At 68.1% G+C, this 23,214-nt stretch carries 16 protein-coding genes; 11 read left to right on the forward strand and 5 right to left on the reverse strand.

The features are described from left to right. The coding region (locus EDC25_RS13755; RefSeq protein WP_165910917.1) for a serine/threonine-protein kinase at positions 1 to 2,869 on the reverse strand (2,869 nt) is incomplete at its 3' end. Between the two features lie 67 nt (positions 2,870 to 2,936). Here EDC25_RS13755 and EDC25_RS13760 point away from each other — a divergent pair. From EDC25_RS13760 to EDC25_RS13800, 9 genes are all read left to right on the forward strand, one after another. Next, the gene (locus tag EDC25_RS13760) at positions 2,937 to 4,619 is read left to right on the forward strand and encodes a sigma 54-interacting transcriptional regulator (protein WP_164483952.1); all 1,683 of its coding nucleotides are present in this window, start codon (positions 2,937 to 2,939) and stop codon (positions 4,617 to 4,619) included. 168 nt (positions 4,620 to 4,787) lie between these two features. Then, positions 4,788 to 5,501 carry a (d)CMP kinase gene (gene cmk / locus EDC25_RS13765; protein WP_123521306.1) on the forward strand — a complete coding sequence of 238 codons (714 nt, stop codon included), beginning with the start codon at positions 4,788 to 4,790 and terminating at the stop codon, positions 5,499 to 5,501. A gap of 144 nt (positions 5,502 to 5,645) precedes the next feature. Further along, positions 5,646 to 7,316, forward strand: coding sequence for a 30S ribosomal protein S1 (gene rpsA / locus EDC25_RS13770; RefSeq protein ID WP_123521304.1), 1,671 nt, complete (start codon positions 5,646 to 5,648; stop codon positions 7,314 to 7,316). 179 nt (positions 7,317 to 7,495) lie between these two features. Further along, the gene (locus EDC25_RS13775; protein ID WP_123521303.1) at positions 7,496 to 7,819 is read left to right on the forward strand and encodes an integration host factor subunit beta; all 324 of its coding nucleotides are present in this window, start codon (positions 7,496 to 7,498) and stop codon (positions 7,817 to 7,819) included. Positions 7,820 to 7,831: 12 nt separating this feature from the next. After that, positions 7,832 to 9,004 carry a lipopolysaccharide assembly protein LapB gene (lapB, locus tag EDC25_RS13780; RefSeq protein ID WP_123521302.1) on the forward strand — a complete coding sequence of 391 codons (1,173 nt, stop codon included), beginning with the start codon at positions 7,832 to 7,834 and terminating at the stop codon, positions 9,002 to 9,004. Continuing rightward, a complete protein-coding gene (locus EDC25_RS13785; RefSeq protein WP_123521301.1) occupies positions 9,001 to 10,041 on the forward strand; it encodes an MraY family glycosyltransferase in 1,041 nt (346 codons plus the stop codon). Before lapB ends, EDC25_RS13785 begins: the two co-directional genes overlap by 4 nt. Positions 10,042 to 10,106: 65 nt before the next feature. Further along, positions 10,107 to 11,981 (forward strand): polysaccharide biosynthesis protein, encoded by a 1,875-nt coding sequence (locus tag EDC25_RS13790; RefSeq protein ID WP_123521300.1) that lies wholly within the window; start codon positions 10,107 to 10,109, stop codon positions 11,979 to 11,981. A 2-nt stretch (positions 11,982 to 11,983) separates the two neighbouring features. Further along, entirely contained in the window at positions 11,984 to 12,892 is a 909-nt protein-coding gene (gene galU / locus EDC25_RS13795) for a UTP--glucose-1-phosphate uridylyltransferase GalU (protein WP_123521299.1), read from the forward strand. After that, positions 12,885 to 13,241: a tRNA-binding protein gene (locus EDC25_RS13800; RefSeq protein WP_123521298.1), complete on the forward strand. Its 357-nt coding sequence runs from the start codon at positions 12,885 to 12,887 to the stop codon at positions 13,239 to 13,241. Before galU ends, EDC25_RS13800 begins: the two co-directional genes overlap by 8 nt. A gap of 30 nt (positions 13,242 to 13,271) precedes the next feature. Here the strand turns inward: EDC25_RS13800 and EDC25_RS13805 are convergent, their stop codons facing one another. The 4 genes from EDC25_RS13805 to purB form a co-directional block, all read right to left on the reverse strand. After that, complete coding sequence (locus tag EDC25_RS13805) at positions 13,272 to 13,631, reverse strand: hypothetical protein (protein ID WP_132577694.1); 360 nt, start codon at positions 13,629 to 13,631, stop codon at positions 13,272 to 13,274. A 70-nt stretch (positions 13,632 to 13,701) separates the two neighbouring features. Then, positions 13,702 to 14,145 carry a GNAT family N-acetyltransferase gene (locus EDC25_RS13810; RefSeq protein WP_123521296.1) on the reverse strand — a complete coding sequence of 148 codons (444 nt, stop codon included), beginning with the start codon at positions 14,143 to 14,145 and terminating at the stop codon, positions 13,702 to 13,704. Next, a complete protein-coding gene (locus tag EDC25_RS13815; protein WP_123521295.1) occupies positions 14,142 to 15,344 on the reverse strand; it encodes a cupin domain-containing protein in 1,203 nt (400 codons plus the stop codon). Before EDC25_RS13815 ends, EDC25_RS13810 begins: the two co-directional genes overlap by 4 nt. Positions 15,345 to 15,351: 7 nt before the next feature. Beyond that, entirely contained in the window at positions 15,352 to 16,719 is a 1,368-nt protein-coding gene (purB, locus tag EDC25_RS13820) for an adenylosuccinate lyase (RefSeq protein ID WP_123521294.1), read from the reverse strand. 140 nt (positions 16,720 to 16,859) lie between these two features. On the opposite strand from purB, the gene EDC25_RS13825 reads away from it, so the two are divergent. Beyond that, the gene (locus EDC25_RS13825) at positions 16,860 to 18,257 is read left to right on the forward strand and encodes a class II fumarate hydratase (protein ID WP_123521293.1); all 1,398 of its coding nucleotides are present in this window, start codon (positions 16,860 to 16,862) and stop codon (positions 18,255 to 18,257) included. A 138-nt stretch (positions 18,258 to 18,395) separates the two neighbouring features. Continuing rightward, positions 18,396 to 21,845: a DEAD/DEAH box helicase gene (locus EDC25_RS13830; RefSeq protein ID WP_123521292.1), complete on the forward strand. Its 3,450-nt coding sequence runs from the start codon at positions 18,396 to 18,398 to the stop codon at positions 21,843 to 21,845. Positions 21,846 to 23,214 lie beyond the last annotated feature (1,369 nt).

Genomic DNA, 23,214 nt, shown 5'->3' on the forward strand with positions numbered 1-23,214 from the left:
GGAGCGGGGCGGCCTCCTGGTATTCGTCGGCTGCCGCCTCGATCAGCGCCAGGTCGGACTCGAACAAGGCCGGGTCACTGCGTCCGTTCGCGCGGCGCCAGCGGTGTTCGAGGTCCACCAGTTCCGTGAACTGCAACAGGGCGGACTTGCGGTCGATGGGGTTCGCCGCGGCTTTCTGGAAATGCTGCCGGCTCGCCCGCAACAGGGCGCGCGGGTCGCGATTGTCCCTGATGGCGATCCTTGCCTGCAGCAGTGCCAGCGCCTGCAGCTGGACGTCGATCGGGGTGCGGTCCCCGGCCTGGGCGACCAGCCTGTCGACATGCTGCTGCAGGCGCCCGATCATCGCCGCGACGTCTTCGCCCTGGTCAAGGCGATGGTCGATCAGCACATAGAGCAGGCTGGTGACATTGAACAGGCTGTTGTAGTCGGTGGGATCGCGTCCAAGCAGGGCCTCATAGGCCTCGACAGCGGCTATCGCCTCGATCCCGGGATCACGTCCGATCAGCCAGAGCAGATCGGCCAGGGTCCACGCCGCGTAGGCGAAGGCGCGGTCGATGCGCGGGTGTCCGGGCGCACGATGACGGACCAGGCGGATGCGATCGTAGTTGGCGCGCAGCAACGGTTCGGCATCCTTTCCCGAATCGTACAGGTGGAAACCGCGCCATGCGCGCGTTTCGGCGAGTTGGGCCTCGATCACCGGTGGCGCTTCCGCGGGTGGTGCGACGGCGGAGAGGACCTGTTCCGCCTTCTGGTATTCGCTGTCAGGGTCATGGCCCTGGGTGGCAAGGAGGCGCGCGCGCAGCAGGTGGGCCTGGACCAGAGCCATTGCCCCGGCGGCATTCGCCGGATCCTGTACCTGGGCGCGTGACAGCACATCGATGGCCTCGATGAAGGCCTCGTCCTCGGCTGTTCCGGTTTCCAGTTGCCAGGCATCGCGTGTGGTCAGGAGCGATCCCAGGGCCCGTTGCGCGCGCAGCGAGTCCGGCTGCAACGCCAGCGCCGTGCGCGCGGTGTCAATGGCCGAGTCGACCAGTGCGTCCGGTGCCTGCGCCCGTGCACGCTGGCGCTGCGCATACGCGGCCAGCGCACTGCTCTTTGCCGAGTAGCTCTCCGGCCGCCCGGGATCCAGTGCGATCGCCAGGTCGCAGCTGTGCAGGAGCAGGCTGGTCAGGTCTTCATCCGCGCGTTCCTGCCGGTCCAGTCCGAGCAGGCGGCCTCCGGTCGTGCACAGTCCCTCCATGGCCTGCGGGTGGCTGCGGGCGATGTCGGCCGCGCGCACGTAACGCTCGCGCGCCTGCACAAGCGTGTGCAGGGCGGCGGCGATGTCGCCGGCGAGCTCGTGCTCGAGGCTTCGTTCCTGCAGGATCCCGGCGCCGTAGAGCAGTGCGTCCACCGGCCAGTCAAGGCGTCCGGCGACCTCATCCAGACGTAGCAGCGCACGGTCACGGTCGTCGCGGAGGTGGTGCAGCAGGGCTTCCGCGAGCGCGCCCTGGGCGTGACCGCTGCTGGCGGCGCGCTCGAGATGGTGCTCCGCCGGCTGGCGCAATTGCCGGTTGGCATCATGGATGCGTTCGGCGCGAAGTTCCTCGTCGGCGATGGCGGCGGCTTCACGTTGCGCCTGCCAGTACAGCCGCAGATGTACCTCCCCCAGCAGGCGGTCGAGGTCGGGCGACTGTTCGCCACTTGCCCATGCCTGCATCAGGTGGTGGCGTGCGTTGCCGTCGTCGCCCAGTGCGACCAGCGCACGGCCCAGGGCCATCCGTCCGGCATGGCGGGCCGCCGGCCCGTTGTCGCTGCGCAGCGCGGCCGCGAAGTCGTCCACGCGCGCGCGCAGGTCGCCGCGGGCCGGTCCGATGTCATGCGCGGGCATGAGGTAGTGCATGCGGATGCCGCCTTCGATGCCGGCGGCGAACTCCATGAAACGCTGGGCCTTCGACGCCTGCTGCCGGGCGAACCAGGCCGAGTGCAGCAGCAGCGCGACCACGCCCAGTGCCATCACCGCGATCGCGGTCGCCATCGCGGCGCGCCAGGGATGGTTGTGGCGATAGCGGCGAAGACGCAGCCAGGGACTGTCGCGGCGCGCTTCCACCCTGCGGCCCGCGGCAAAGGCCCGCAGGTCGTCGCGCAGCGCTGACGCGCTCGGATAGCGCCAATCCGGGTCCCGCTCCAGGCACTGGCGCACGACCCGCGCCAGCGCCGGGTCGATGTCCGGGCGAAGCGCCTGCAAAGGCGGCGGCTCGCGCCGCAATGACTGCACGATGACCTCGGCGGCCGAACTGCCCAGGAAGGGGCGGCGACCGGCCAGCAGCTCATAGAGCACCACGCCGAGGCTGTAGATGTCCGAACGCGCGTCGAAGTGCGCACCGGCCGCGACTTCGGGCGCGATGTAGCCGGGCGTGCCCAGGATCTGGCCGGTGCGGGTCAGGTCGTCGGCGGTGGTGGTGTCGTGGGCGATGCCGAAGTCGATGACGAAGGCATGTGGCCTGCCGTCATCGCGCCGTGCCACAAGGATGTTGGAGGGTTTCAGGTCGCGATGGACCAGGCCATGGCGGTGGGCGCAATCCAGTGCGTCGGCGACGTCGGCGACCAGGGCGGCCTTGTCGCGGTCGTCGAGCGAAGCCGCCGCCTGGTCGAGCGGCTGGCCATCGATGAAGTCCATCGCGATGTAGGGCTGGCCTTCCCAGTCGCCGGTGCCATGGACGCGCGCGATATGCGGGTGGTCCAGCCGTGCCTGTGCCTGGACTTCGCGCCGCAGGCGTTCGATCACGTCGGGATCGGAGCGATGCAGCAGCTTGAGCGCTACTTCGCGTCCGAGCGTCTCGTCGAACACGCGCAGGACGCGGCTGGTGGCGCCAGCGCTGACAGGCACGGCGGTCCGGAATCGCATTGTCCTACTATACGTCCGGGGAGCGTCGGGGTCTGCGGAGAAAATGCTGATGCGTTGGCGATTGCGGGGCAGGTTGGCCGGAAGGGAGCTGCGCCTGCTCATTGGAAGCAAGGGTGCGGTGGTCGGTTCGGCGGGAGACTGCGACCATGTGATCGCCGATCCGACCGTCTCGCGCCGCCACGTTCGCGTCCAGCCGGCGGAAGACCAGCTCGAGTTCGAGGACCTGGGCTCACGCAACGGCACCTGGTTCGAAGGCGCGCGCCTCGCCGGTGTCGTGCGTCTTTCACCCGGACAGAAAGTCCGGCTCGGCGATGTCGAACTGGCGATCGAGCATGTCGCCGAAGATGACGCGGTCGCGGTCTTCGGCGCCGACCCGGTCCGTGAAGTCCCGCGTGACGGTCGCGACGCCGCGCCGACAATGGTGGCGGCCGCGGTTGTCCGCTTCTGCCTGCGTGAGTTCGAGCCCTTGCTGGTTCGCATCGCAGGCGCCGGGTCGCCGGACGAGACGGCGGTCCTGATGACCAGCACGCTGGTGGCTGCCGGACTGGGTTGTGGCGCCGCCATCACCCGGGAACGGACGACGCTGGCCTGTGCGGGCATTCTCGAAGGCGAAGCGGTGAGCGCAGGCCTTGGCCCCTACCGGTTGCGCATCCATGGCGTACCTGCGGACGACCGGCCCGGTGCCGAGTCGGTGGCGCGGATGCTGCTGGCGGTCCTCGTCCTGTCCGATCCGGCCGCACCGTCCGCGCCGGCGCAGCCTGCCACTTCCACGGCCGCCGAACCGCCCCTCACGTCATCGCCGGCGTTGCGCGACATCTACCGCGACGCGGCGCGCCTTGCGCAGAGCCGCCTGAACGTCCTGGTCACCGGGGAATCCGGGACCGGCAAGGAGCTGCTGGCGCGCTACCTGCACGAAGCGTCCGGTGAACCCGACGACCGGTTCCTGGTGCTGAACTGCGCCGCCTTGCCGGCTGACCTGCTTGATGCCGAGCTGTTCGGGATCGAATCCGGGGTCGCCACCGGCGTCCAGGCCCGCGCCGGACGTTTCGAGCTGGCGCACGGCGGGACGCTGTTCCTGGACGAGATCGGCGACATGAGCCTGGATACACAGGCGCGCATCCTGCGCGTGCTGCAGGAAAAGCAGGTGTATCGCGTCGGCAGCCACCGTCCGCTGCCCGCCGACGTCCGCATCATCGCAGCGACGCACCGGGACCTGCCCGCCATGGTCAAGGCCGGCAGCTTCCGCCTGGATCTCTACCACCGCATCGCCGACTGGCGTGCCGAACTGCCGCCGTTGCGCGACCGGCGCGAAGACATTGCGGGACTGGCCGCGCTGTTCCTGTCCCGTGCCTGCGCGGCGCGTGGCATCCGCAGCGGCGGGCTGACACAGGCGGCCATCGATGCGCTGTGCGGCTACGCGTGGCCGGGCAACGTGCGTGAACTGGAGCGGGAAATGTCGCGCGTTGCGCTGTTCGTGGAGGAAGGCGAGCCGGTTTCCTCCGACCTGTTCCGCGCCGATATCCGCGAGACCCCTGGCCAGCAGCCGGTGGGCACGGGCCTGGCGGCCGCGCTGGCGGAGGCCGAACGCCAGGTGATTGCCGGCACGCTGGCCCAGTGTGGCGGCCGGGTCACCGAAGCGGCGCGGCGCCTGGGCATCAGCCGGGCCACGCTTTACCGCCGTCTGGAGCAGCTGGGGATGGAGCCGCCGGCGTCGCGCCCGCGCGAGTCCTGACGACGACTGCCTCGCGGGGCGGGCGCCGCTCGTGCCTTTGCGATTCCTTCAGTCCGCAACGGTCCGGATTTGGTAGCCTACGCAGCTGCAACGGCTCGCTTCCCGGCCATGCCGCCGCCTGAATCCCGTCCACCGGCCGCCATCGGCCGGCATTGCCACGAGCCGAAGATGCCCGACCGCAGCACCGATTCCACCGCCCGCACGCCCTCGACGGTCCCAGTCCTTGCCATCGATGGGCCCAGCGGTTCGGGCAAGGGAACGGTGGCCAAGCGGGTGGCCGAGGCGCTGGGCTGGCACCTGCTGGATTCGGGCGCGCTTTACCGCGCTGTCGGGCTGCTGGCGCTGGATCGCGGCATTCCCCTGGACGACGCGGACGCGCTGGCGGCCCTGGCGTTGCGCCTGCCGATCAGCTTCCAGCCGGCCGGCGAGGGCGTCTCGGTCCATCTGGAAGGTCGCCCCCGTGACGCCGACCTGCGTACCGAGGACACCGGCGCCGCCGCCTCCGCCGTCGCCGCCGTGCCGGCCGTGCGCGACGCCCTGCTGGCGCGCCAGCGGGACTTCCGGCAGGCGCCCGGCCTGGTGGCCGACGGCCGCGACATGGGCACCGTCGTGTTTCCGGACGCACCGTACAAGGTGTACCTGACGGCCAGTGCCGAGGAGCGGGCGCAGCGGCGCCATAAACAGTTGATGGAAAAGGGCGTTGCTACTACACTTGCCGCCCTTTTGGAGGAAATCCAGGCGCGTGACGCACGCGACATGGGTCGCAGCGTGGCGCCTCTGAAGGCGGCGGACGATGCCCTGCGCATCGATTCCACCGGGATGTCGATCGGGCAGGTCGTCAAGGCCGTGCTCGATCACGTCGTTCTGCACGGATCGCAGTAAGCAACTTTTCAGCGGGTGTGCCGGGACTGGCATCCGCAGCGGTCCCGATCTTCCGTCGTGGAGGGTCGGGGTGTCATCAACGGCGCGCATGCGCCATCGACAGGTGGGTTGGTTCGTCCGGCCCGTGGATCAACTGGAATCTTTATGTCCGAGAGTTTTGCTGAACTGTTTGAACAGAGCCAGGCGTTTGCCAAGCTCAAGCCAGGCGCCATCGTTTCCGGTGTCGTCGTCGACATCAAGCCCGATGTCGTCATCGTCAACGCCGGGCTGAAGTCCGAAGGCGTCATTCCCATCGAGCAGTTCCGCAACGAGGCGGGCGAGCTGGATGTCAACATCGGCGACGAAGTCCAGGTCGCGCTCGAATACCTCGAAAACGGCTTCGGCGAGACCATGCTGTCGCGCGAGAAGGCCAAGCGCGCCATGGTCTGGGACGAGCTCGAGCACGCCATGACCGACAACGCCACCGTCACCGGCCGCATCAGCGGCAAGGTCAAGGGCGGCTTCACCGTCGACATCAAGGACGTCCGTGCGTTCCTGCCGGGTTCGCTGGTCGACATCCGTCCGGTGCGCGAGCCGACCTACCTGGAAGGCAAGGACCTCGAGTTCAAGATCATCAAGCTCGACCGCAAGCGCAACAACATCGTCGTGTCGCGCCGCGCCGTCGTCGAGAGCGAATTCTCCGTCGAGCGCGAGCAGCTGATCGAGCGCCTGATCGAAGGCGCCAAGCTGAAGGGTGTCGTCAAGAACCTCACCGATTACGGTGCGTTCGTCGACCTCGGCGGCATCGATGGCCTGCTGCACATCACCGACATGGCATGGAAGCGCGTGCGCCATCCGTCCGAGGTGGTGGAAGTCGGCCAGGAGCTGGACGTCATCGTCCTCAAGTACGACAAGGAGCGCAACCGCGTCTCCCTGGGCCTGAAGCAGCTGGGTGATGACCCGTGGGTCAGCATCGGCCGTCGCTACCAGAGCGGCTCGCGCTTCTTCGGCAAGGTCTCCAACGTCACCGATTACGGCTGCTTCGTGGAGCTGGAGCCGGGCGTGGAAGGCCTGGTGCACGTGTCCGAGATGGACTGGACCAACAAGAACGTCAACCCGGCCAAGATGGTGCAGGTCGGCGACGACGTGGAAGTCATGGTCCTGGACGTCGACGAGGAGCGTCGCCGCATCTCGCTGGGCATGAAGCAGTGCACGCCGAACCCGTGGGAAACCTTCGCCGCCATCCACAAGAAGGGCGACAAGGTCTCCGGTCCGGTCAAGTCGATCACCGACTTCGGCGTGTTCATCGGCCTGGACGGCGGCATCGACGGTCTGGTGCACACCTCCGACATCTCCTGGCAGGGCACCAGCGAGGACCTCGTCCGCCAGTTCAAGAAGGGCGACGAGATCGAAGCGGTCGTGCTGGCGGTCGATCCGGAGCGCGAGCGCATCTCGCTGGGCATCAAGCAGCTCGAGCAGGATCCGTTCGGCACCTACATGGCCGTCAACCCGAAGGGCTCGGTCCTGAAGGGCACGGTCAAGGAAGTCGATGCCAAGGGTGCGCTGGTCGACCTGGGTGAAGGCGTCGAGGGCTATGTCCGCGCCGCCGACATCGCCAAGCATCGCGTCGAGGACGCCACCCAGTTCCTGAAGGTGGGCGACGAAGTGGAAGCCAAGTTCATCGGCATGGATCGCAAGGGCCGCCTGCTGCAGCTCTCGATCAAGGCCAAGGACGAGGCCGAGCTGGCCGAAGTGCTGGAGGAATACCAGAACGCTTCCGCCGGCACCACCAACCTCGGTGCCCTGCTCAAGGAGCAGATGCGCAAGGGCGACTGATCGCCTGGCGCGCCGGTCGCGCGCCCGGTACATCGGGTGCGCGACACGACCGCAGCCGTACCAGGTACGCGCTGCGGTGTTATTCCCGGTGCGACGCTTCGGCGTCGCGCCTGTTTATTCCTCCCGGCCGGGCAACAGGGCCCGACGGGGCCCGGCTCAGCCTGAGCGAAGGAGTCGCGATGACCAAGTCGGAACTCATTCAAGCACTCGTCGAGCAGCTCAAGCATCTTGAACAGGCCGACGTCGAGCTGGCCGTCAAGCAGGTGCTGGAGCGGATGGGCAGCACGCTGGCCGAAGGCGGCCGCATCGAGATCCGCGGGTTCGGCAGCTTCTCGCTGCATTACCGTCCGCCGCGTGTCGGACGCAATCCCAAGACCGGCGAAGCCGTTGCGCTGCCCGGCAAGTACGTTCCCCATTTCAAGCCCGGCAAGGAGCTGCGCGAACGCGTCAATGCCTCCGAAGCCGCGGTCGTGCCGCTGAGCTCGGACGGCGACGACGACTGATCGGGAGCAGGCATGTCCGAGCTTGGCCTGTTCTGGTTGCTCCTTCCTGTCGTTGCGGCGGCGAGCTGGTATTTCGCCCGTCGTGGCACCGAACTCATCAGTGGCGCCCGCGTCGACCGCCTGTCGAGCGGCTATTTCCGCGGCCTCAGCCACCTGCTCAACGAAGAACCGGACAAGGCCATCGAGGTCTTCCTGTCGATCGCCGAGCTCGACCAGGAAGCGGTCGAGACGCAACTGGCGCTGGGCAGCCTGTTCCGCCGTCGCGGTGAAGTCGGTCGCGCCATCCGCCTGCACCAGGACCTGCTCAAGCGCGACAACCTGAGCAAGGCGCAGAAGACCGCGGCGCTGTTCGAGCTGGGCGAGGACTACATGCGCGCCGGCCTGCTGGACCGCTCCGAAGGCCTGTTCGCCGACCTGGTGGCCGCCGGCATCGATACCGACGAGGCGCTGGGTCGTCTGGTCACCATCTACGAATCCGAGCGCGACTGGGTGAAGGCGATCGACCACGCCGAGCGCCTGGAGCAGCTGACCGGCCGCCCGCAGGGTGCCGCCGTCGCTCATTACCGCTGCGAGCTGTCCGAGCGCGCACGCAACAAGGGCCATCTGGAACTGGCGCGCGAGGAGCTGGAGCTGGCGCTGAAGGCCGATCCCAGCTGCGCGCGTGCCGAGATCCTGCTCGGCAACCTCGAGCGCCAGGCCGGCGACCATGCGCGCGCCGCGCGCGCCTACGAGCGCGCCGCCCGCGTCGATCCCGACGTGTTGTCGCTGCTGTTGCCGGACCTGCTGTCCTGCTATCGCGAACTCGGTGACAACGAGCGCGCGCGTGAATTCCTGACCGACGTCACCGCGCGCTATCCGGGCATCGCGCCGGTGCTGGCACTGGCGCAGGAGATCGAAAGGAACGAAGGAGAGCACGCCGGCGAACTCTTCCTGGCCCGCGAGCTGCGCCGCCATCCCTCGGTGCCAGGCCTGCGTCGCCTCGCCGAGATCGGCCTGCGCCACACCAACGAGGAAACGCGGCCGGTGCTGGCGGCGATTGCCGAAGTCTCCGAACGGATGCTCGACCAGGGCGCCGGTTATCGTTGCAAGCGCTGTGGTTTCGGCGCCCGCGGCCATCACTGGCAGTGCCCGAGCTGCAAGAGCTGGGACACGCTGAAACCGCAGCACCGGCTGCTTGGCGAATGAGTCCGGTCCTGCATCTTTCACTGCTGTGCGGCATTGCCGGTCTTGTCGCCGCCATCCTGGCGGGACTGCTGGCCTGGCTGCCGGTGAAGCGGCAGTGGCTGCCGATGGACACGCCGGGCGCGCGCAGTTCGCACAGCCTTCCCGTTCCCCGCGGCGGCGGCATCGGAATGGTCATGGTCGGCATGCTCGCCGTGCCGGCGCTGGACTGGGCGCACGCCTGGCCGGTGCGACCGGGTTTTTTCATGTTGGCACTGGCGCTGGTCGCCGCCATTGGTTTCCTTGACGACCGGTCGCCGCGGCCGGCGCTGCTGCGCCTGCTCGTGCATCTGGTCGCCGCGGGCATCGTCGCCTGGGTGATGCTCGAGGGCGCGTTCGGCCTGCGCTGGCCGGCGTGGCAGGTCGCACTGGCCGTGCTCGCGCTGGCCTGGAGCATCAACCTGCACAACTTCATGGACGGCAGCAACGGGCTGCTGGCCTGGCAGGCCGCCTGGTATGGCGCGACGCTCTCGGCGCAGCTGTTCATCGGCGGCGAATACGGCATGGCGGCGTTCGCCATGCTCACCGGCGCGGCGGCGCTCGGGTTCCTCACCCTGAACTGGCCGCGCGCACGCGTGTTCATGGGGGACGGTGCATCCGGTTTCATCGGCCTGGCCTTCGCGGCCGCGGCGCTGTTCGGTGTCGTGCAGAAGCTGTTCGGCCTGTCCGAGAGTTTCATCATCGCTTCGGCCTTCCTGGTCGATGCCACTGCCACGCTGCTGCTGCGGATGCTGCGCGGCGAGCGCTTCTGGCAGGGCCATCGCGAGCACCTGTACCAGCGTTTCATCCGCGCTGGCCGCAGCCACCTGTGGGTGAGCCTGGCCTATCTCGGCTGGAACCTCGTGGTCGCGCTGCCGATGCTGGTGTGGACGCGGTATCTGGAGGGCGGACCGCTGCATTTCATGCCGGCCGGCATCGTGCTGCTGCTGGCGTTGCTGGTCTGGTTCCTCGGCCGGCTGTGGTGCGCGCCGCGCGTGCAACAGCGGGAGCGCGGCGCCTGATGGCAGCTGCCGGGGTGGCGCAGGGCGGGACCATCGCCTCGGCCGGTTTTTCCGGAGCCTGAGCCATGGCACGCCTTCGCCGGCTGTTCGCACTGATCCATCCGCGCCTGGCCGTGGTCATCCACGACCTGCTGATGGTGTGGCTGGCCTGGTACGTCAGCCAGTGGCTGCGTTTCTGGATGTCCGGCGTCGGTTACAGCCAGCCCGGGCTTTTCGGCCGTGAAGTACCGGTGGTGCTGGTCGCGCAGGCGCTGGTGCTGTGGTGGACCGGCCTGTATCGCGGACTGTGGCGCTTCGCCAGTCTGCCGGACCTCGCCAATATCCTGCGCGCTGCGGTCGTCGGCGCGCTCGCCATCGCGCTGGCGCTGTTCCTGTTCAACCGCCTGGAAGGCGTGCCGCGCAGCGTGCTGGTCGCCTATCCCTTCATCGCCACGCTGGCGCTGGCGGCGCCGCGCTTGACCTATCGCTACTGGAAGGACAGCCGACTCGACCTGCTCAAGCGCCGCGTGTCACAGCGCGTGCTGATCCTCGGTGCCGGCAGCGCCGGCGAGGCGCTGCTGCGCGACCTCTCGCATGAACGCAACTGGCGCGCCGTCGGCCTGCTCGACGACAACACCGCGCTGCGTGGCGCGCGCATCCGCGGCGTGCCGGTGCTCGGCAACATCGAGCGCTTGCCGCAGATCGCCCGCGAAGTCGCCGCCGAACTGCTGGTCATCGCCATACCGACCGCCACCAAGGCACAGATGCAGCGCATCGTCGAGCTGTGCGAGGAAACCGGGCTGCCCTTCCGCACCGTGCCGCGCCTCAAGGACGTCATCGCCGGCCGCTCGCAGTTCAACCAGCTCAAGGAAGTGGCGATCGAGGACCTGCTCGGCCGCGAGGAGATCGAGCTGGACTGGACGACAATCCGAACCGGACTGGCGGGCCGGCGCATCCTCGTCACCGGCGGCGGCGGTTCCATCGGCTCGGAACTGTGCCGGCAGGTGGCGCGGCTGGGTGTCGGCGAGCTCATCATCCTCGAGCGCAGCGAGTACGCGCTGTACCGCATCGAGCAGGAGCTGCGCATGCATTTCCCGATGCTGGTGCTGACCGGCGTGCTCGGCGATTGCAGCGATCCGGTCGCCGCCCGCGAACTGGTCCGCCGCCATCGTCCGCAGCATGTCTTCCATGCCGCCGCCTACAAGCACGTGCCGATGCTGGAAGCGCAGCCGCGCGAGGCGGTGCGCAACAACGTGCTCGGCACCCGCGCGATGGCCGAGGCAGCGGCGGCTGGCGACGTCGAAAGCTTCGTGCTGATCTCCACGGACAAGGCGGTCAATCCGCTCAACGTGATGGGCGCCAGCAAGCGCATCGCCGAACTGTTCTGCCAGGGCTTCGCCGCGCACACGCCGATGCGCGTGATCACCGTGCGCTTCGGGAACGTGCTGGATTCCGCTGGTTCCGTCGTGCCACTGTTCCGCGAGCAGATCGCGCGCGGCGGCCCGGTGACGGTCACGCACCCGGACATGGAGCGCTATTTCATGACCATCCCGGAAGCCTGCCAGCTGATCCTGCAGGCCAGCGCGCTGGGGCAGGGTGGCGAGATCTTCGCGCTCGACATGGGTGAACCGGTACGCATCGGCGACCTCGCCGAACAGATGATCCGCCTGGCCGGCAAGCGCCCGGGCAAGGACATCGAGATCACCTACACCGGCCTTCGCCCCGGCGAGAAGCTGCGCGAGGAACTGTTCCATCCGCAGGAACGCTACCTCGACACCAGCCACCGCAAGATCTTCCTGGCGCAGTCGCGCCAGGCCGACTGGGGCATGCTGCTTGGACAGCTCGACCGCAGCGCGGCCGCCGTGGCCGCCTTCGACGAAGCCGAACTGCATCGCCTCCTGCACGAACTCGTGCCGGAGTTCCAGCGCATCCCCGACATCCGCCCGCGAGAGAGCGCATGAGCATGAGCACACCTTTCAGGATCCGTACCGCCGTGTTTCCCGTCGCCGGACTGGGCACCCGTTTCCTGCCGGCCTCCAAGGTGGTGCCGAAGGAAATGCTGCCGGTCGTCGACATGCCGCTGATCCAGTACGCGGCGAACGAAGCGGTCGAAGCCGGCTGCACGACGCTGGTGTTCGTGGTCAACCGCTACAAGCACGCCATTGCCGACTACTTCGATACCGCCTACGAGCTGGAACACCGGCTGGAACTCAAGGGCAAGGACGACCTGCTCGCCACCGTGCGCAGCACGCTGCCCGAGGGCGTGCGCTGCGTGTTCGTGACGCAGAGCGAGGCGATGGGCCTGGGTCATGCGGTGCTGTGCGCGCGGCCGGTGGTCGGTAACGAGCCCTTCGCGGTGCTGCTGCCCGACGACCTGATCTGGAACCGCGAGCGCGGCGCGCTGGCGCAGATGGTCGAAGTCGCCGAGCGCGAGCGCTCAAGCGTGATCGCCGTGCAGGACGTGCCGCGTGAAAAGACCGGCAGCTACGGCATCGTCTCCCTGGCCGACGAATCGGCACGCGATGGCGACGTGCTGCGCATGAGCGCGATCGTCGAGAAGCCGGCGCCGGAGCGCGCACCTTCGACGCTGGCCGTGGTCGGTCGCTACGTGCTGTCCGGCGCCGTGTTCGACCTGCTCGAACGCACCGCGCCCGGCGCCGGCAATGAAATCCAGCTGACCGATGCCATCGAGGCGCTGATCGAAGCGGATTCGCCGGTGCACGCCTACCGCTTCAAGGGCACGCGCTACGACTGCGGCAACAAGCTGGGCCTGGTGCAGGCGACGCTGCGCTATGCACTCGACGATCCCGACCTCGCGGCGCCGACGCTGGCGCACCTGCGCACGCTGCTGGCCGAGCGGGGCCATGGCTGAGCCGCACCTGCCGCCGCCCGCCGACCTCGCCTGGGAAGACTTCCTGCGCATGCACATGGTGGCGGGCACGATCACGCGCGTCGAGGCATTCCCGGAAGCGCGGAAGCCGGCCTGGAAGGTCTGGGCGGATTTCGGGCCCTACGGCGAAAAGAAAACCAGCGCCCAGATCGCGGCGCTGTACAGCGCCGCCGATCTCGTCGGCCGGCAGATCGTCGGCGTCATCAATTTCCCGCCGAAGCAGATCGGGCCGTTCCGCTCGGAGTTCCTGCTGACCGGTTTCCCGACCGACGAGGGCGTCGTGCTCACGGCGCTTGAACGGCCGGTCCCGAACGGCACGCGCCTGGCCTGAGCGCGCGCGACCGGGCGCTTGCGCAAGCGCTCAGCGGTCTTCGTAGATCGCCAACGCGACGCGGCTGCGGTCGGCCGGGTCGATCGCCACCGGCAGCACCGCACCCGGCTGGATGCGCGGGATGTGCAGGCGCGAGACCAGTCCTTTCGTCTGCGCCGCGTAGGGCTCGCCATCCGGCGGCTGCACGCTCAGGTTGAAACCGACGACGGGATCGTCGTTGAGCGTCATGCCGGTATCCCAGATGTCGATCACCGTGGCGATGGCGGCGATGCCACCAGCGCGGATGCGTTGCGCTTCACCTTCGCCGGTCATGCGGTCGATGGTGCCGCAGGCGGCCAGGCAGGCCAGGGTGATCAGGAGCAGGGTGGTGCGGACCGGTCGGGTGTTCATGCGGTATCCTCCGCTGCGCGAAGCGATCATAGTCCCTTTTCCGGCGTCGCCGGATCGCGCGACGGTGCCGTCAGGATCCGGCTTGCAGCGCGCGACGCATGTGCCGGTGCTGGATGCCCGCTTCCTCGAATTCCTCGCCGTAGGCGGCGAAGCCGTTGCGCTCGTAGAACCCGATCGCACTGACCTGCGCATGCAGTTCGATGTCCGCGTAGCCAAGCTCGCGGGCGCTGTCGACGAGGCGGCGCAGCATCGCCTCGCCGATGCCACGACCGCGCCAGTCGGGCAGCACGGCCATGCGGCCGATGCGCTGCTCCGGCGTCAGCCGGCCGGTGCCGATCGGCTGGCCGTCGGCGTCGAGGGCCAGGACATGCCGCGACAGCGGATCCAGTTCGTCCCATTCCATGTCCAGCGGCACGTTCTGTTCCTGCACGAACACCGGTTCGCGGATCGCGCGCAGCATCGCCACGTCGCGTTCGTAATCGGCATCGACGATGCGGAAAGCCCCTGGTTTCATCGCCCGAACTCGAGATGGCCGGCATTCACCAGCGTGCGCAGGAGTTCGCGTTCGGTGTCGTTGCAGGCCTGCACGGCCTGCACCGGCAGCGGCGCCGGATCGCAGAGCAGGCGTGCCAGCGCCGGCGTGCAGCGATGGCAGTCACCGGCAACAAAGAGGTCGGCATTCCGGCCCCGCGCCTGCCAGGCGAAGCGGCTCAGCGGATGACGGACCAGCACGCCCTTGCCGGTGGACAGCCGCTTGCTGAAAGCGGCCGGCGTGTACGGCTTCGCACGCGGCGCCGCCATGCCGGCGGCGCGGTAACGCGTGATGAAACGACCGAACCAGTCCGCCACCGTGGCGTCGTCGGTATCGAGCGTCTGGCGCAGCAGTTCACGCACGCGCGCCAGCGCGACGGCGTCGATCTGCCCCGGTTCGCGCGCCGGCCTCAGGTCCGGATCGCTGTAGCGCAGCGCCTCCGGCAGGCGCTCGGCGAGGTGGTCGGCAAAGTCCGCGACCAGTTCGCCGACCGCCGGTGCTCGCAGGCCCACCGATAACGTCAGGCAGCGTTCGTCGCCGACGGCGACGCCGTGGTGCGGTACGCCCGGCGGCAGATAGAGCATGTCGCCCGGTTCCAGCACCCAGTCGTGGTCCGGATCGAACCGCTGCAGCAGCCTGAGGTCCTGGTCCGGACGGAACGCCTGCGGCGCGCCGGGCCGGCTGTCGATGGCCCAGTGGCGCTGTCCGTTGCCCTGCAGCAGGAAGACGTCGTACTGGTCGACGTGCGCGCCGACCGAGCCGTCGGGTGCGGCGTAGCTGATCATCACGTCGTCGACGCGCCAGTCGGGCAGGAAGCGGAAGTGTTCCAGCAGCGCGGCGACATCGCGATCCCACTTGTCGACGTCCTGCACCAGCAGCGTCCAGTCGCGTTCGGGCACATGCGCGAAGCGCTCTTCCTCGAACGGGCCATGCTCGACCTGCCAGCTGTCCGTCGTCGCGTCGTGCACGATCAGGCGCGACAGCGCATACGGCTCGCAGGCCAGGCCGGCGAGGTCATGGGCGTCGAGCGGCGCCTGGAAACCCGGGAACGCCTGGCGGATCAGCAGCGGATGCTTCTGCCAGTAATCGCGCAGGAACTTCGCCGGCGACATGCCCAGCGGCGGCTGGCCGCGGCCGTCGACGACGATGGGCGGTGCGCCCGGAACAGTGCGACGCAACATGGTGACCTCAGATCTTTTCGGCCAGCGACTGCGCCAGGCCGGTGTAGGTGGCAGGCGTCATCTCGAGCAGGCGCTGGCGATCGGCATCCGGCAGCGCCAGTCCGCTGATGAATTCGCGCATTGCCGCGGCATCGATCCGGCGTCCGCGCGTGAAAGCCTTGAGCTGCTCGTAGGGTTCCGGCAGGCCGTGGCGGCGCATCACCGTCTGCACGGCTTCGCCCAGCACTTCCCAGGCCTTGTCGAGGTCTTCGGCCAGGCGCTCCGGATTCGCCGACAGCTTTCCCAGGCCGCGCGCCAGCGCCTTCAGCGCCACCATCGTGTGGCCAAAGCCGGTGCCGAGCACGCGCAGCACCGTGGAGTCGGTGAGGTCGCGCTGCCAGCGGCTGATCGGCAGCTTCTCGGCGAAGTGCGTGAGCAGCGCGTTGGCGACGCCGAAGTTGCCTTCGGCATTCTCGAAGTCGATCGGATTGACCTTGTGCGGCATCGTCGAGGAACCGACTTCGCCGGCCTTCACCGCCTGGCGGAAATAGCCCAGCGAAATGTAGCCCCAGACGTCGCGGCAGAAATCCAGCAGCACCGTGTTGATGCGGCGCTGCACGTCGCACAGTTCGGCGATGCCGTCGTGCGGCTCGATCTGAGTGGTGTAGGGATTGAAGTCCAGGCCCAGGCCGGTGACGAAGCGTTCGGCGAACGCCGGCCAGTCCAGGTGCGGATAGCTGGCGCTGTGCGCGTTGTAGTTGCCGACGGCGCCATTGATCTTGCCGGGCATCGCCACGGCGGACAGTTGCGCCAGCTGGCGACGCAGGCGGGCGACGGTGTTGGCGACTTCCTTGCCCAGCGTCGTCGGCGACGCCGTCTGGCCGTGCGTGCGCGACAGCATCGGCAGCGCCGCATGCTTGTGCGCCAGTGCGCGCAGCGTCGCCTCGATGCCGTCCAGCGCCGGACGCAGCACCTGGTCGCGCGCGTCGCGCAACATCAGCGCGTAACCGAGGTTGTTGATGTCCTCGGAGGTGCAGGCGAAGTGCACGAACTCCAGCGCCGGCGCGACTGCGGCATCACCGGCCAGCCGTTCCTTGAGGAAGTACTCGACCGCCTTGACGTCGTGGTTGGTGGTGCGCTCGATCTCCTTGACGCGCTGCGCGTCGGCGACCGAGAAGGCGCTCACCCAGCCGCGCAGGCGCTCGACGGTGGCGGCGTCGAAGGGCGGCAACTCGACGATGCCGGGCTCGCCGGCCAGGGCGATCAGCCATTCGACCTCGACCTGCACGCGGGCGCGGATCAGGCCGTATTCGGAGAGGATTGGACGCAAACCGTCATTGGCGGATGCGTAGCGGCCATCCAGCGGGGACAGCGCGGTCAGCGGGGAGAGTTCCATGGGCAGGGCGGCGTGAAGGAATCGGCCCATTTTCGCACGGCCCGGCGCATCGTGGCGCCGCCGAACCGGCCCGGAAGCCGCGCAGGCTCTATAATTTGCCGGTTTTCCCGCTTCATTTCCCCACCGTTTTCGGAGTCACCATGAGCAACTACCGCATCGAGCGCGACAGCATGGGCGAACTGCAAGTGCCCGCCGACGCGCTGTATGGCGCCCAGACCCAGCGCGCCGTGCAGAACTTCCAGATCTCCGGCCTTGCCATGCCGCGCCAGTTCATCCGCGCGCTGGGCCTGATCAAGTCGGCCTGCGCCCAGGCCAACAGCAGCCTCGGCTTCCTCAAGGACGCGCATGCCCGTGCCATCCGCAAGGCCGCCGAAGCGGTGGCGAACGGGGAGTACGACAGCCACTTCCCGATCGACGTGTTCCAGACCGGTTCCGGCACGTCTTCGAACATGAATGCCAACGAGGTCATCGCGCACCTGGCGAGCAATGCGCGCCTGAAGGTGCATCCGAACGACCACGTCAACATGGGCCAGAGCAGCAACGACGTGATCCCGACGGCGATCCAGGTCTCCGCCGCCGTGTCCACGCACGAGCAGCTGCTGCCGGCGCTGAAGCACCTGGCGAAGGCCATCGAGCTGCGCGCCCGTGAACTGAGGAAGGTCGTCAAGACCGGTCGCACCCACCTGATGGACGCCATGCCGGTCACCTTCGGCCAGGAACTCGGCGCCTGGGCGGCGCAGGTGCGCAGCGGCATCGCCCGCATCGAAGACGCGATGAAGCGCGTTCGCAAGCTGCCGCAGGGCGGCACCGCCGTCGGTACCGGCGTGAACGCCGATGCCGCCTTCGGTCCGAAGGTCGCGCAGGAACTGAAGCGCCTCACCGGCGTGCCGTTCGAGAGCGCCGACAACTACTTCGAAGGCATCGCCAGCCAGGATTCGGCGGTCGAGCTGTCCGGCGCGTTGAACACGCTGGCCGTGTCGCTGATGAAGATCGCCAACGACCTGCGCTGGATGAACTCCGGACCGCTGGCCGGTCTGGGTGAAATCGAACTGCCGGCGCTGCAGCCGGGCAGCTCGATCATGCCGGGCAAGGTCAATCCGGTGATCCCGGAAGCCATGGCCATGGTCTGCGCGCAGGTCATGGGCAACCACACGGCCATCACCGTCGGTGGCCAGTCGGGCAACTTCCAGCTCAACGTGATGCTGCCGATGATCGCCTGGAACCTGCTGCAGTCGATCCAGCTGCTGTCGAACGCCAGCATTGCGCTGGCCGACCAGGCCATCGCCGGCTTCAAGGTGCGCACCGACATCATCGCCGGCGCGCTGGAGCGCAACCCGATCCTCGTCACCGCGCTGAACCCGGTGATCGGCTACGAGAAGGGCGCCGCCATCGCCAAGAAGGCCTACAAGGAAGGACGTCCCGTCAAGGACGTCGCCCTGGAAGGCACCGGCCTGGCGAAGGGCCAGCTCGACAAGCTGCTCAACCCGCTGACCCTGACCAAGGGCGGCGTCGGCGGCGGCGGTTCCGCCGGCGGCTGACGGGAGTGTGCGCCGATGGCGTTCCAGGTCGGGCAGCCGGACGCTGTGGCGCAATCTTGATGACAGTGCAATGGTGACGTCAGGCGCGTCCAACGACGTCACCGGCGCGGCGAAGGTGCGCCCGGGTTCGGTCGACTGATGGACAGCATTGATCTGCACCAGTTGCTAGCTCAGCAGGGTTGGCTGGCCTTGTTCGACGAGCGTACCCGCGCGCGCGGTGCCGACTACGCGCGCCGCGGTGCCGTCCGTGAAATCCGGGCCATCGCCGTCGACTCGGATTCGATGGTCCTGGCCGCCACGGTGGCAGGATCCGCCGGTCGCGTGTATGCGGTTGACGTGTCGTTGTCCTGGCGCGGCAATCGCCTGCTCGTCGGCGGTCGCTGCAGTTGTCCGGTCGGAGCGCAGTGCAAGCATGTCGTGGCCGTGCTGCAGGTGGCGGCGACGCGCTCGCCGGTGCATTGGCCCGGGCGTGCTGGCACCGTTCGTCCGCCGCCGGCTGTAGCGCGGCGGGTGAGCGCGTCCGCTCGTGCCCGTTCCGGAGGGCAGCCGACACCGGCGGCCTGGCGAATCTGGTTGTCACAGGTGCACGCGATGCAGATGTCGCCGGCGCAGGCGGCACCAGAGCCGGCGTCGTCTACGGAGTCGCCGGAACGTTTGTTCACCTTTCTCGTTTCGGCGGGAAAGTCGGCCGGACATCACGGCAGCCTGCACTCGCTGCGCGTCGCACCGACCTGGTATCGACGCGGGACCAGGAAATCGTGGGTATCGCCGCAAGGCCTGTCGCGGGTCGACAGCCGTCTGCAGCCCGCACCCGCAGGTGGCTGGAGCGACGCCGACCAGGACGACTTGCTGCTGTTGCTGGGATCAGGTTCCGCCTATCCCGAAGGCAGCCTGCGCTGGACCCAGGTGGGCAGTCCCGAGCAGGCGCGTGCCTTGCAACGCCTGCTGCAGCGACATCCTGCGCATCTGGAACACGTGTCCGGACCGGCCCTGCAACTGCGGCCAGCCGTGCCGCAACGTCTGGTCTGGCGCATGCTGGACGATGGCCGGCAATCGCTGTTCCTCGACGCCGGTCCCGTCGAGGGCGCACTCGACCTCTTGCAGGGTGACGTCGCCTGGTTGCTGGCCGAAGGCGAGGGCTGGCTCGCCCCGATCGAGGGCGACGGCCGGTTGTTGGCGGCCATGCTGCAGGCGCCGCCGTTGGCGATCGAACAGGTGGACGAGTTCAATGCCACGCTGGGCCGCCTGTCACTGCCGGTCGATGTGCCCAGGGCGGCGGATCCTGGTCCGATCCGCGACATCCGGTCGACGCCGCAGCCAGTCCTCACTGTGCGCGTGCTCGACACCGCACCGCTGGGCGCGCGCAGCTACGGCTACCCGCATCCGAATGCGCCGGCGCAGGTGGGCGTGGCGACGCTGGCCTTCGACTACGACGGCGTGCGCGTCCCGGAATCGTCCGACGTCGAGGTGTTCGTCGGCCGTAACGGTGATGCCGTCGTGCGGGTGCACCGTGACGGTCAGGCGGAGTCGCAGGCCCTCGGTGCAATGGCGGAGGCTGGACTTGAAATGGCATGGCTGCTGGCGTCCGATCACGGCCTGCCCGGCGATGCGTTCGATCGCTCGGACTGGTTGTTGAACCATCCCCCCGGAATCGCCGCGCCCGATCAATGGGCCGACGTGCTGGAACGACTGGAGGCCAATGGTTTCCAGATCGAATACCTCGAAGGCTTCCCGCGCCGTCACTGGGCGGAACTGGGCGACTGGTACGCCGACCTTGAAGCCGGCGGCTCGGCGTGGTTCGACCTCAGTCTCGGCATCGACATCGATGGCCAGCGCGTCGACCTGTTGCCGATCCTCCGTCGCCTGCTCGGTGATCGTCACTTCCCGCTGCAGCCCGAACAAGGTGAAGCGGCGGAGGCGACCTGGACGGTGAACCTCGACGCCAGCCGCCGCGTGGCGTTGCCACTGGCGCGTCTGCGCGAACTGCTGGCGCCCCTGCTTGAGTGGATCGAAGTTGGCGAACACGACACGCTGCGGGTCCATCGCAGCCAGGCCGAGAACCTGTCGCGATTGAACGATTCGGGCCAACTTCGCTGGCGCGGTAGCGAAACGCTCAAGGCGCACCTGGATTCATTGCGCCAGGCTGCCAACCAACCGGTCAGCCCGCCTTCCACTTTCCGCGGCGAACTGCGCCGCTACCAGCACGAAGGATTGGCCTGGCTGAACTTCCTGGATCGTGCCGGCCTGGGTGGCATCCTGGCCGACGACATGGGCCTGGGCAAGACCGTGCAGGTCCTGGCGCACCTGACGGTGATGAAGCAGGCGCGGCGCCTTCGCATGCCGGCGCTGGTGGTATGTCCCACCAGCCTGGTCGGCAACTGGCGCGACGAGGCGGCTCGGTTTGCGCCACGCCTGCGCGTGCTGGTATTGCACGGCATGGACCGCCATCCGCACTTCGAGCGCATCGGCGACCACGACCTGGTGATCACCACCTATCCGCTGCTGGCGCGCGATCGTGAACGCCTGGTCGAGCATCGTTTCAGCCTGTTGATCCTCGACGAGGCGCAGGCGATCAAGAACGCGCGTTCGCAGGCGGCGCAGGCGGTTCGGCAACTGGACGCCGGGCGACGACTCGCAATGACCGGCACGCCGCTGGAAAATCACCTGGGCGAGTTGTGGGCGCAGTTCGATGCCGTCGAGCCGGGTCTGCTCGGCGGCGAGCGCGAGTTTGCGCGCCTGTATCGCACGCCGATCGAGAAGCACGGCAACCAGGACCGGCAGGCGCGCCTGAACCGGCGCATCGGTCCGCTGCTGCTGCGTCGGCGCAAGGAAAGCGTGCTCGATGACCTGCCGGCCAAGACCGAGATCGTGCGCACGCTGGAGCTGGCCGGCGATCAGCGCAGCCTGTATGAGGCGCTGCGCCTGGCGCAGCACGAACGCGTGCAGCAGGCCATCGCCAAACGTGGCCTGTCGCAGGCCGGCATCGTCGTGCTCGATGCGCTGCTGAAGCTTCGTCAGGCCTGCTGCGATCCGCGCCTTGTCAAGCTCGACACCGCACGTCGCCGCAGCACCTCGGTCAAGCTTGAAGCCTTGCTGGAACTGCTGGCACTGCTGGTCGACGAAGGGCGGCGGGTCCTGGTGTTCTCGCAGTTCGCCGAGATGCTGGGGCTGATCGACCAGGCGCTGGAAAAGGCCGGCATCGCCCGGCAGATGCTGACCGGCTCGACACCCGGTGCGGCGCGGGCCGGGCTGGTGCGACGCTTCCAGGCCGGCGAGGTACCCGTGTTCCTGATCAGCCTGAAGGCCGGCGGCGTCGGCCTTAACCTGACCGCGGCCGACACGGTGATCCACTACGACCCGTGGTGGAACCCGGCGGTGGAGGCGCAGGCCACCGACCGTGCGCACCGCATCGGCCAGGACAAGCCGGTGTTCGTCTACAAGCTGCTGTGCGCCGGCACCGTCGAAGAAAAGATCCAGGCCCTGCAGGCACGCAAGGCCGAACTGGCGCGTGCTGTCCTGGAAGGCGGCAGCAGCCAGCGCCTGCGCTTCGACCAGAGCGACCTGGACGCGCTTTTCGCGCCGCTGTGACCGGCGCTGCGGTGCTGCTCACGCGATGTGATTTCCGCGACAGATGCACAGCGGTCAGCGCCCAGCGCCCAGCGCCCAGCGGTGCAGGGTGTCCCGGCGCTGCGTGCTGCCGGGTGCCTTGCGGCTTCAGCCGATGGCAATGCCCTCAACGGTAGAGCATGCGGTGCCCTTCGACGACGGAGCCATCCTCGGCGGGGCCAACGCGACCGCCGCCCGTGAATTCGCGTCGATGTTTGTGGCCGTCATCCCCGCGAAGGCGGGGATCCAGTGTCTTTCCCTTGAATCAAGGCGTACTGGATTCCCGCCTTCGCGGGAATGACGACGGTAAGGGGCTCTGGATTCCCGCCTTCGCGGGAATGACGACGGCAAGGGGCTCTGGATTCCCGCCTTCGCGGGAATGACGGCGTGGCGGCGGGCTGGCATCCGGCGCAGGAATGACGCATGGCAGAGATCGCTGGAGTCCGCTGGGATGACGACCGGCCAGGCGCACTGAATTCTGCGGGGATGTCGAACGGCTGCTTAGGTCAGCAAGTGGCGCTTTCGCCTTCGGCGTTTCCATCACCGAGAATGGACCCGGTTCCCCATTCAGTGCGTAGCTTGAGTCGACACTTCGCAATCCGGGCTCGTCATCCCCGCGAAGGCGGGGATCCAGTGTCTTTCCCCTGATTCAAGGCGCCCTGGATTCCCGCCTTCGCGGGAATGACGCATGGCGGAGATCGTTGGAGTTCGCTGGGATGTCGAACGGCTGCTTAGGTCAGCAAGTGGCGCTTTCGCCTTCGGCGTTTCCATCACCGAGAATGGACCCGGTTCCCCATTCAGTGCGCAGCTCGAGTCGACACTTCGCAATCCGGGCTCGTCATCCCCGCGAAGGCGGGGATCCAGTGTCTTTCGCCTGATTCAGGGCGCCCTGGATTCCCGCCTTCGCGGGAATGACGAGCGCGGGCGCGAGCCCAGGATTCCCGCCTTCGCGGGAATGACGGCGTGGCGGCGGGCTGGCATCCGGCGCAGGAATGACGCATGGCAGAGATCGCTGGAGTCCGCTGGGATGACGACCGGCCAGGCGCACTGAATTCTGCGGGGATGTCGAACGGCTGCTTAGGTCAGCAAGTGGCGCTTCGCCGTCGGGGCTTCCATCACGGAGAATGGACCCGGTTCCCCATTCAGTGCGTAGCTCGAGTCGACACTTCGCAATCCGGGCTCGTCATCCCCGCGAAGGCGGGGATCCAGTGTCTTTCGCCTGATTCAAGGCGCCCTGGATTCCCGCCTTCGCGGGAGATAAAGCAACATCCCGTCTGTAAATTCGCGACCTTTCGTTGGCGTTGGATCAGTGGTCTCCATCCATGTTGAGGTAGGCGCGACCGCTCACCCA

Origin of the sequence: Pseudofulvimonas gallinarii (assembly GCF_004343305.1) — a bacterium.
Classification (GTDB): domain Bacteria; phylum Pseudomonadota; class Gammaproteobacteria; order Xanthomonadales; family UBA2363; genus Pseudofulvimonas; species Pseudofulvimonas gallinarii.

Excerpts from the sequence above, each read along its gene's own strand:
- EDC25_RS13830 (WP_123521292.1), top strand. The coding sequence starts at position 18,396 with ATGGACAGCATTGATCTGCACCAGTTGCTAGCTCAGCAGGGTTGGCTG.
- cmk (WP_123521306.1), top strand. The coding sequence starts at position 4,788 with ATGCCCGACCGCAGCACCGATTCCACCGCCCGCACGCCCTCGACGGTC.
- EDC25_RS13785 (WP_123521301.1), top strand. The coding sequence starts at position 9,001 with ATGAGTCCGGTCCTGCATCTTTCACTGCTGTGCGGCATTGCCGGTCTT.
- galU (WP_123521299.1), top strand. The coding sequence starts at position 11,984 with ATGAGCACACCTTTCAGGATCCGTACCGCCGTGTTTCCCGTCGCCGGA.
- EDC25_RS13760 (WP_164483952.1), top strand. The coding sequence starts at position 2,937 with ATGCGTTGGCGATTGCGGGGCAGGTTGGCCGGAAGGGAGCTGCGCCTG.
- EDC25_RS13810 (WP_123521296.1), bottom strand. The coding sequence starts at position 14,145 with ATGAAACCAGGGGCTTTCCGCATCGTCGATGCCGATTACGAACGCGAC.
- EDC25_RS13815 (WP_123521295.1), bottom strand. The coding sequence starts at position 15,344 with ATGTTGCGTCGCACTGTTCCGGGCGCACCGCCCATCGTCGTCGACGGC.
- EDC25_RS13790 (WP_123521300.1), top strand. The coding sequence starts at position 10,107 with ATGGCACGCCTTCGCCGGCTGTTCGCACTGATCCATCCGCGCCTGGCC.
- EDC25_RS13800 (WP_123521298.1), top strand. The coding sequence starts at position 12,885 with ATGGCTGAGCCGCACCTGCCGCCGCCCGCCGACCTCGCCTGGGAAGAC.
- EDC25_RS13825 (WP_123521293.1), top strand. The coding sequence starts at position 16,860 with ATGAGCAACTACCGCATCGAGCGCGACAGCATGGGCGAACTGCAAGTG.
- EDC25_RS13805 (WP_132577694.1), bottom strand. The coding sequence starts at position 13,631 with ATGAACACCCGACCGGTCCGCACCACCCTGCTCCTGATCACCCTGGCC.
- rpsA (WP_123521304.1), top strand. The coding sequence starts at position 5,646 with ATGTCCGAGAGTTTTGCTGAACTGTTTGAACAGAGCCAGGCGTTTGCC.
- lapB (WP_123521302.1), top strand. The coding sequence starts at position 7,832 with ATGTCCGAGCTTGGCCTGTTCTGGTTGCTCCTTCCTGTCGTTGCGGCG.
- purB (WP_123521294.1), bottom strand. The coding sequence starts at position 16,719 with ATGGAACTCTCCCCGCTGACCGCGCTGTCCCCGCTGGATGGCCGCTAC.
- EDC25_RS13775 (WP_123521303.1), top strand. The coding sequence starts at position 7,496 with ATGACCAAGTCGGAACTCATTCAAGCACTCGTCGAGCAGCTCAAGCAT.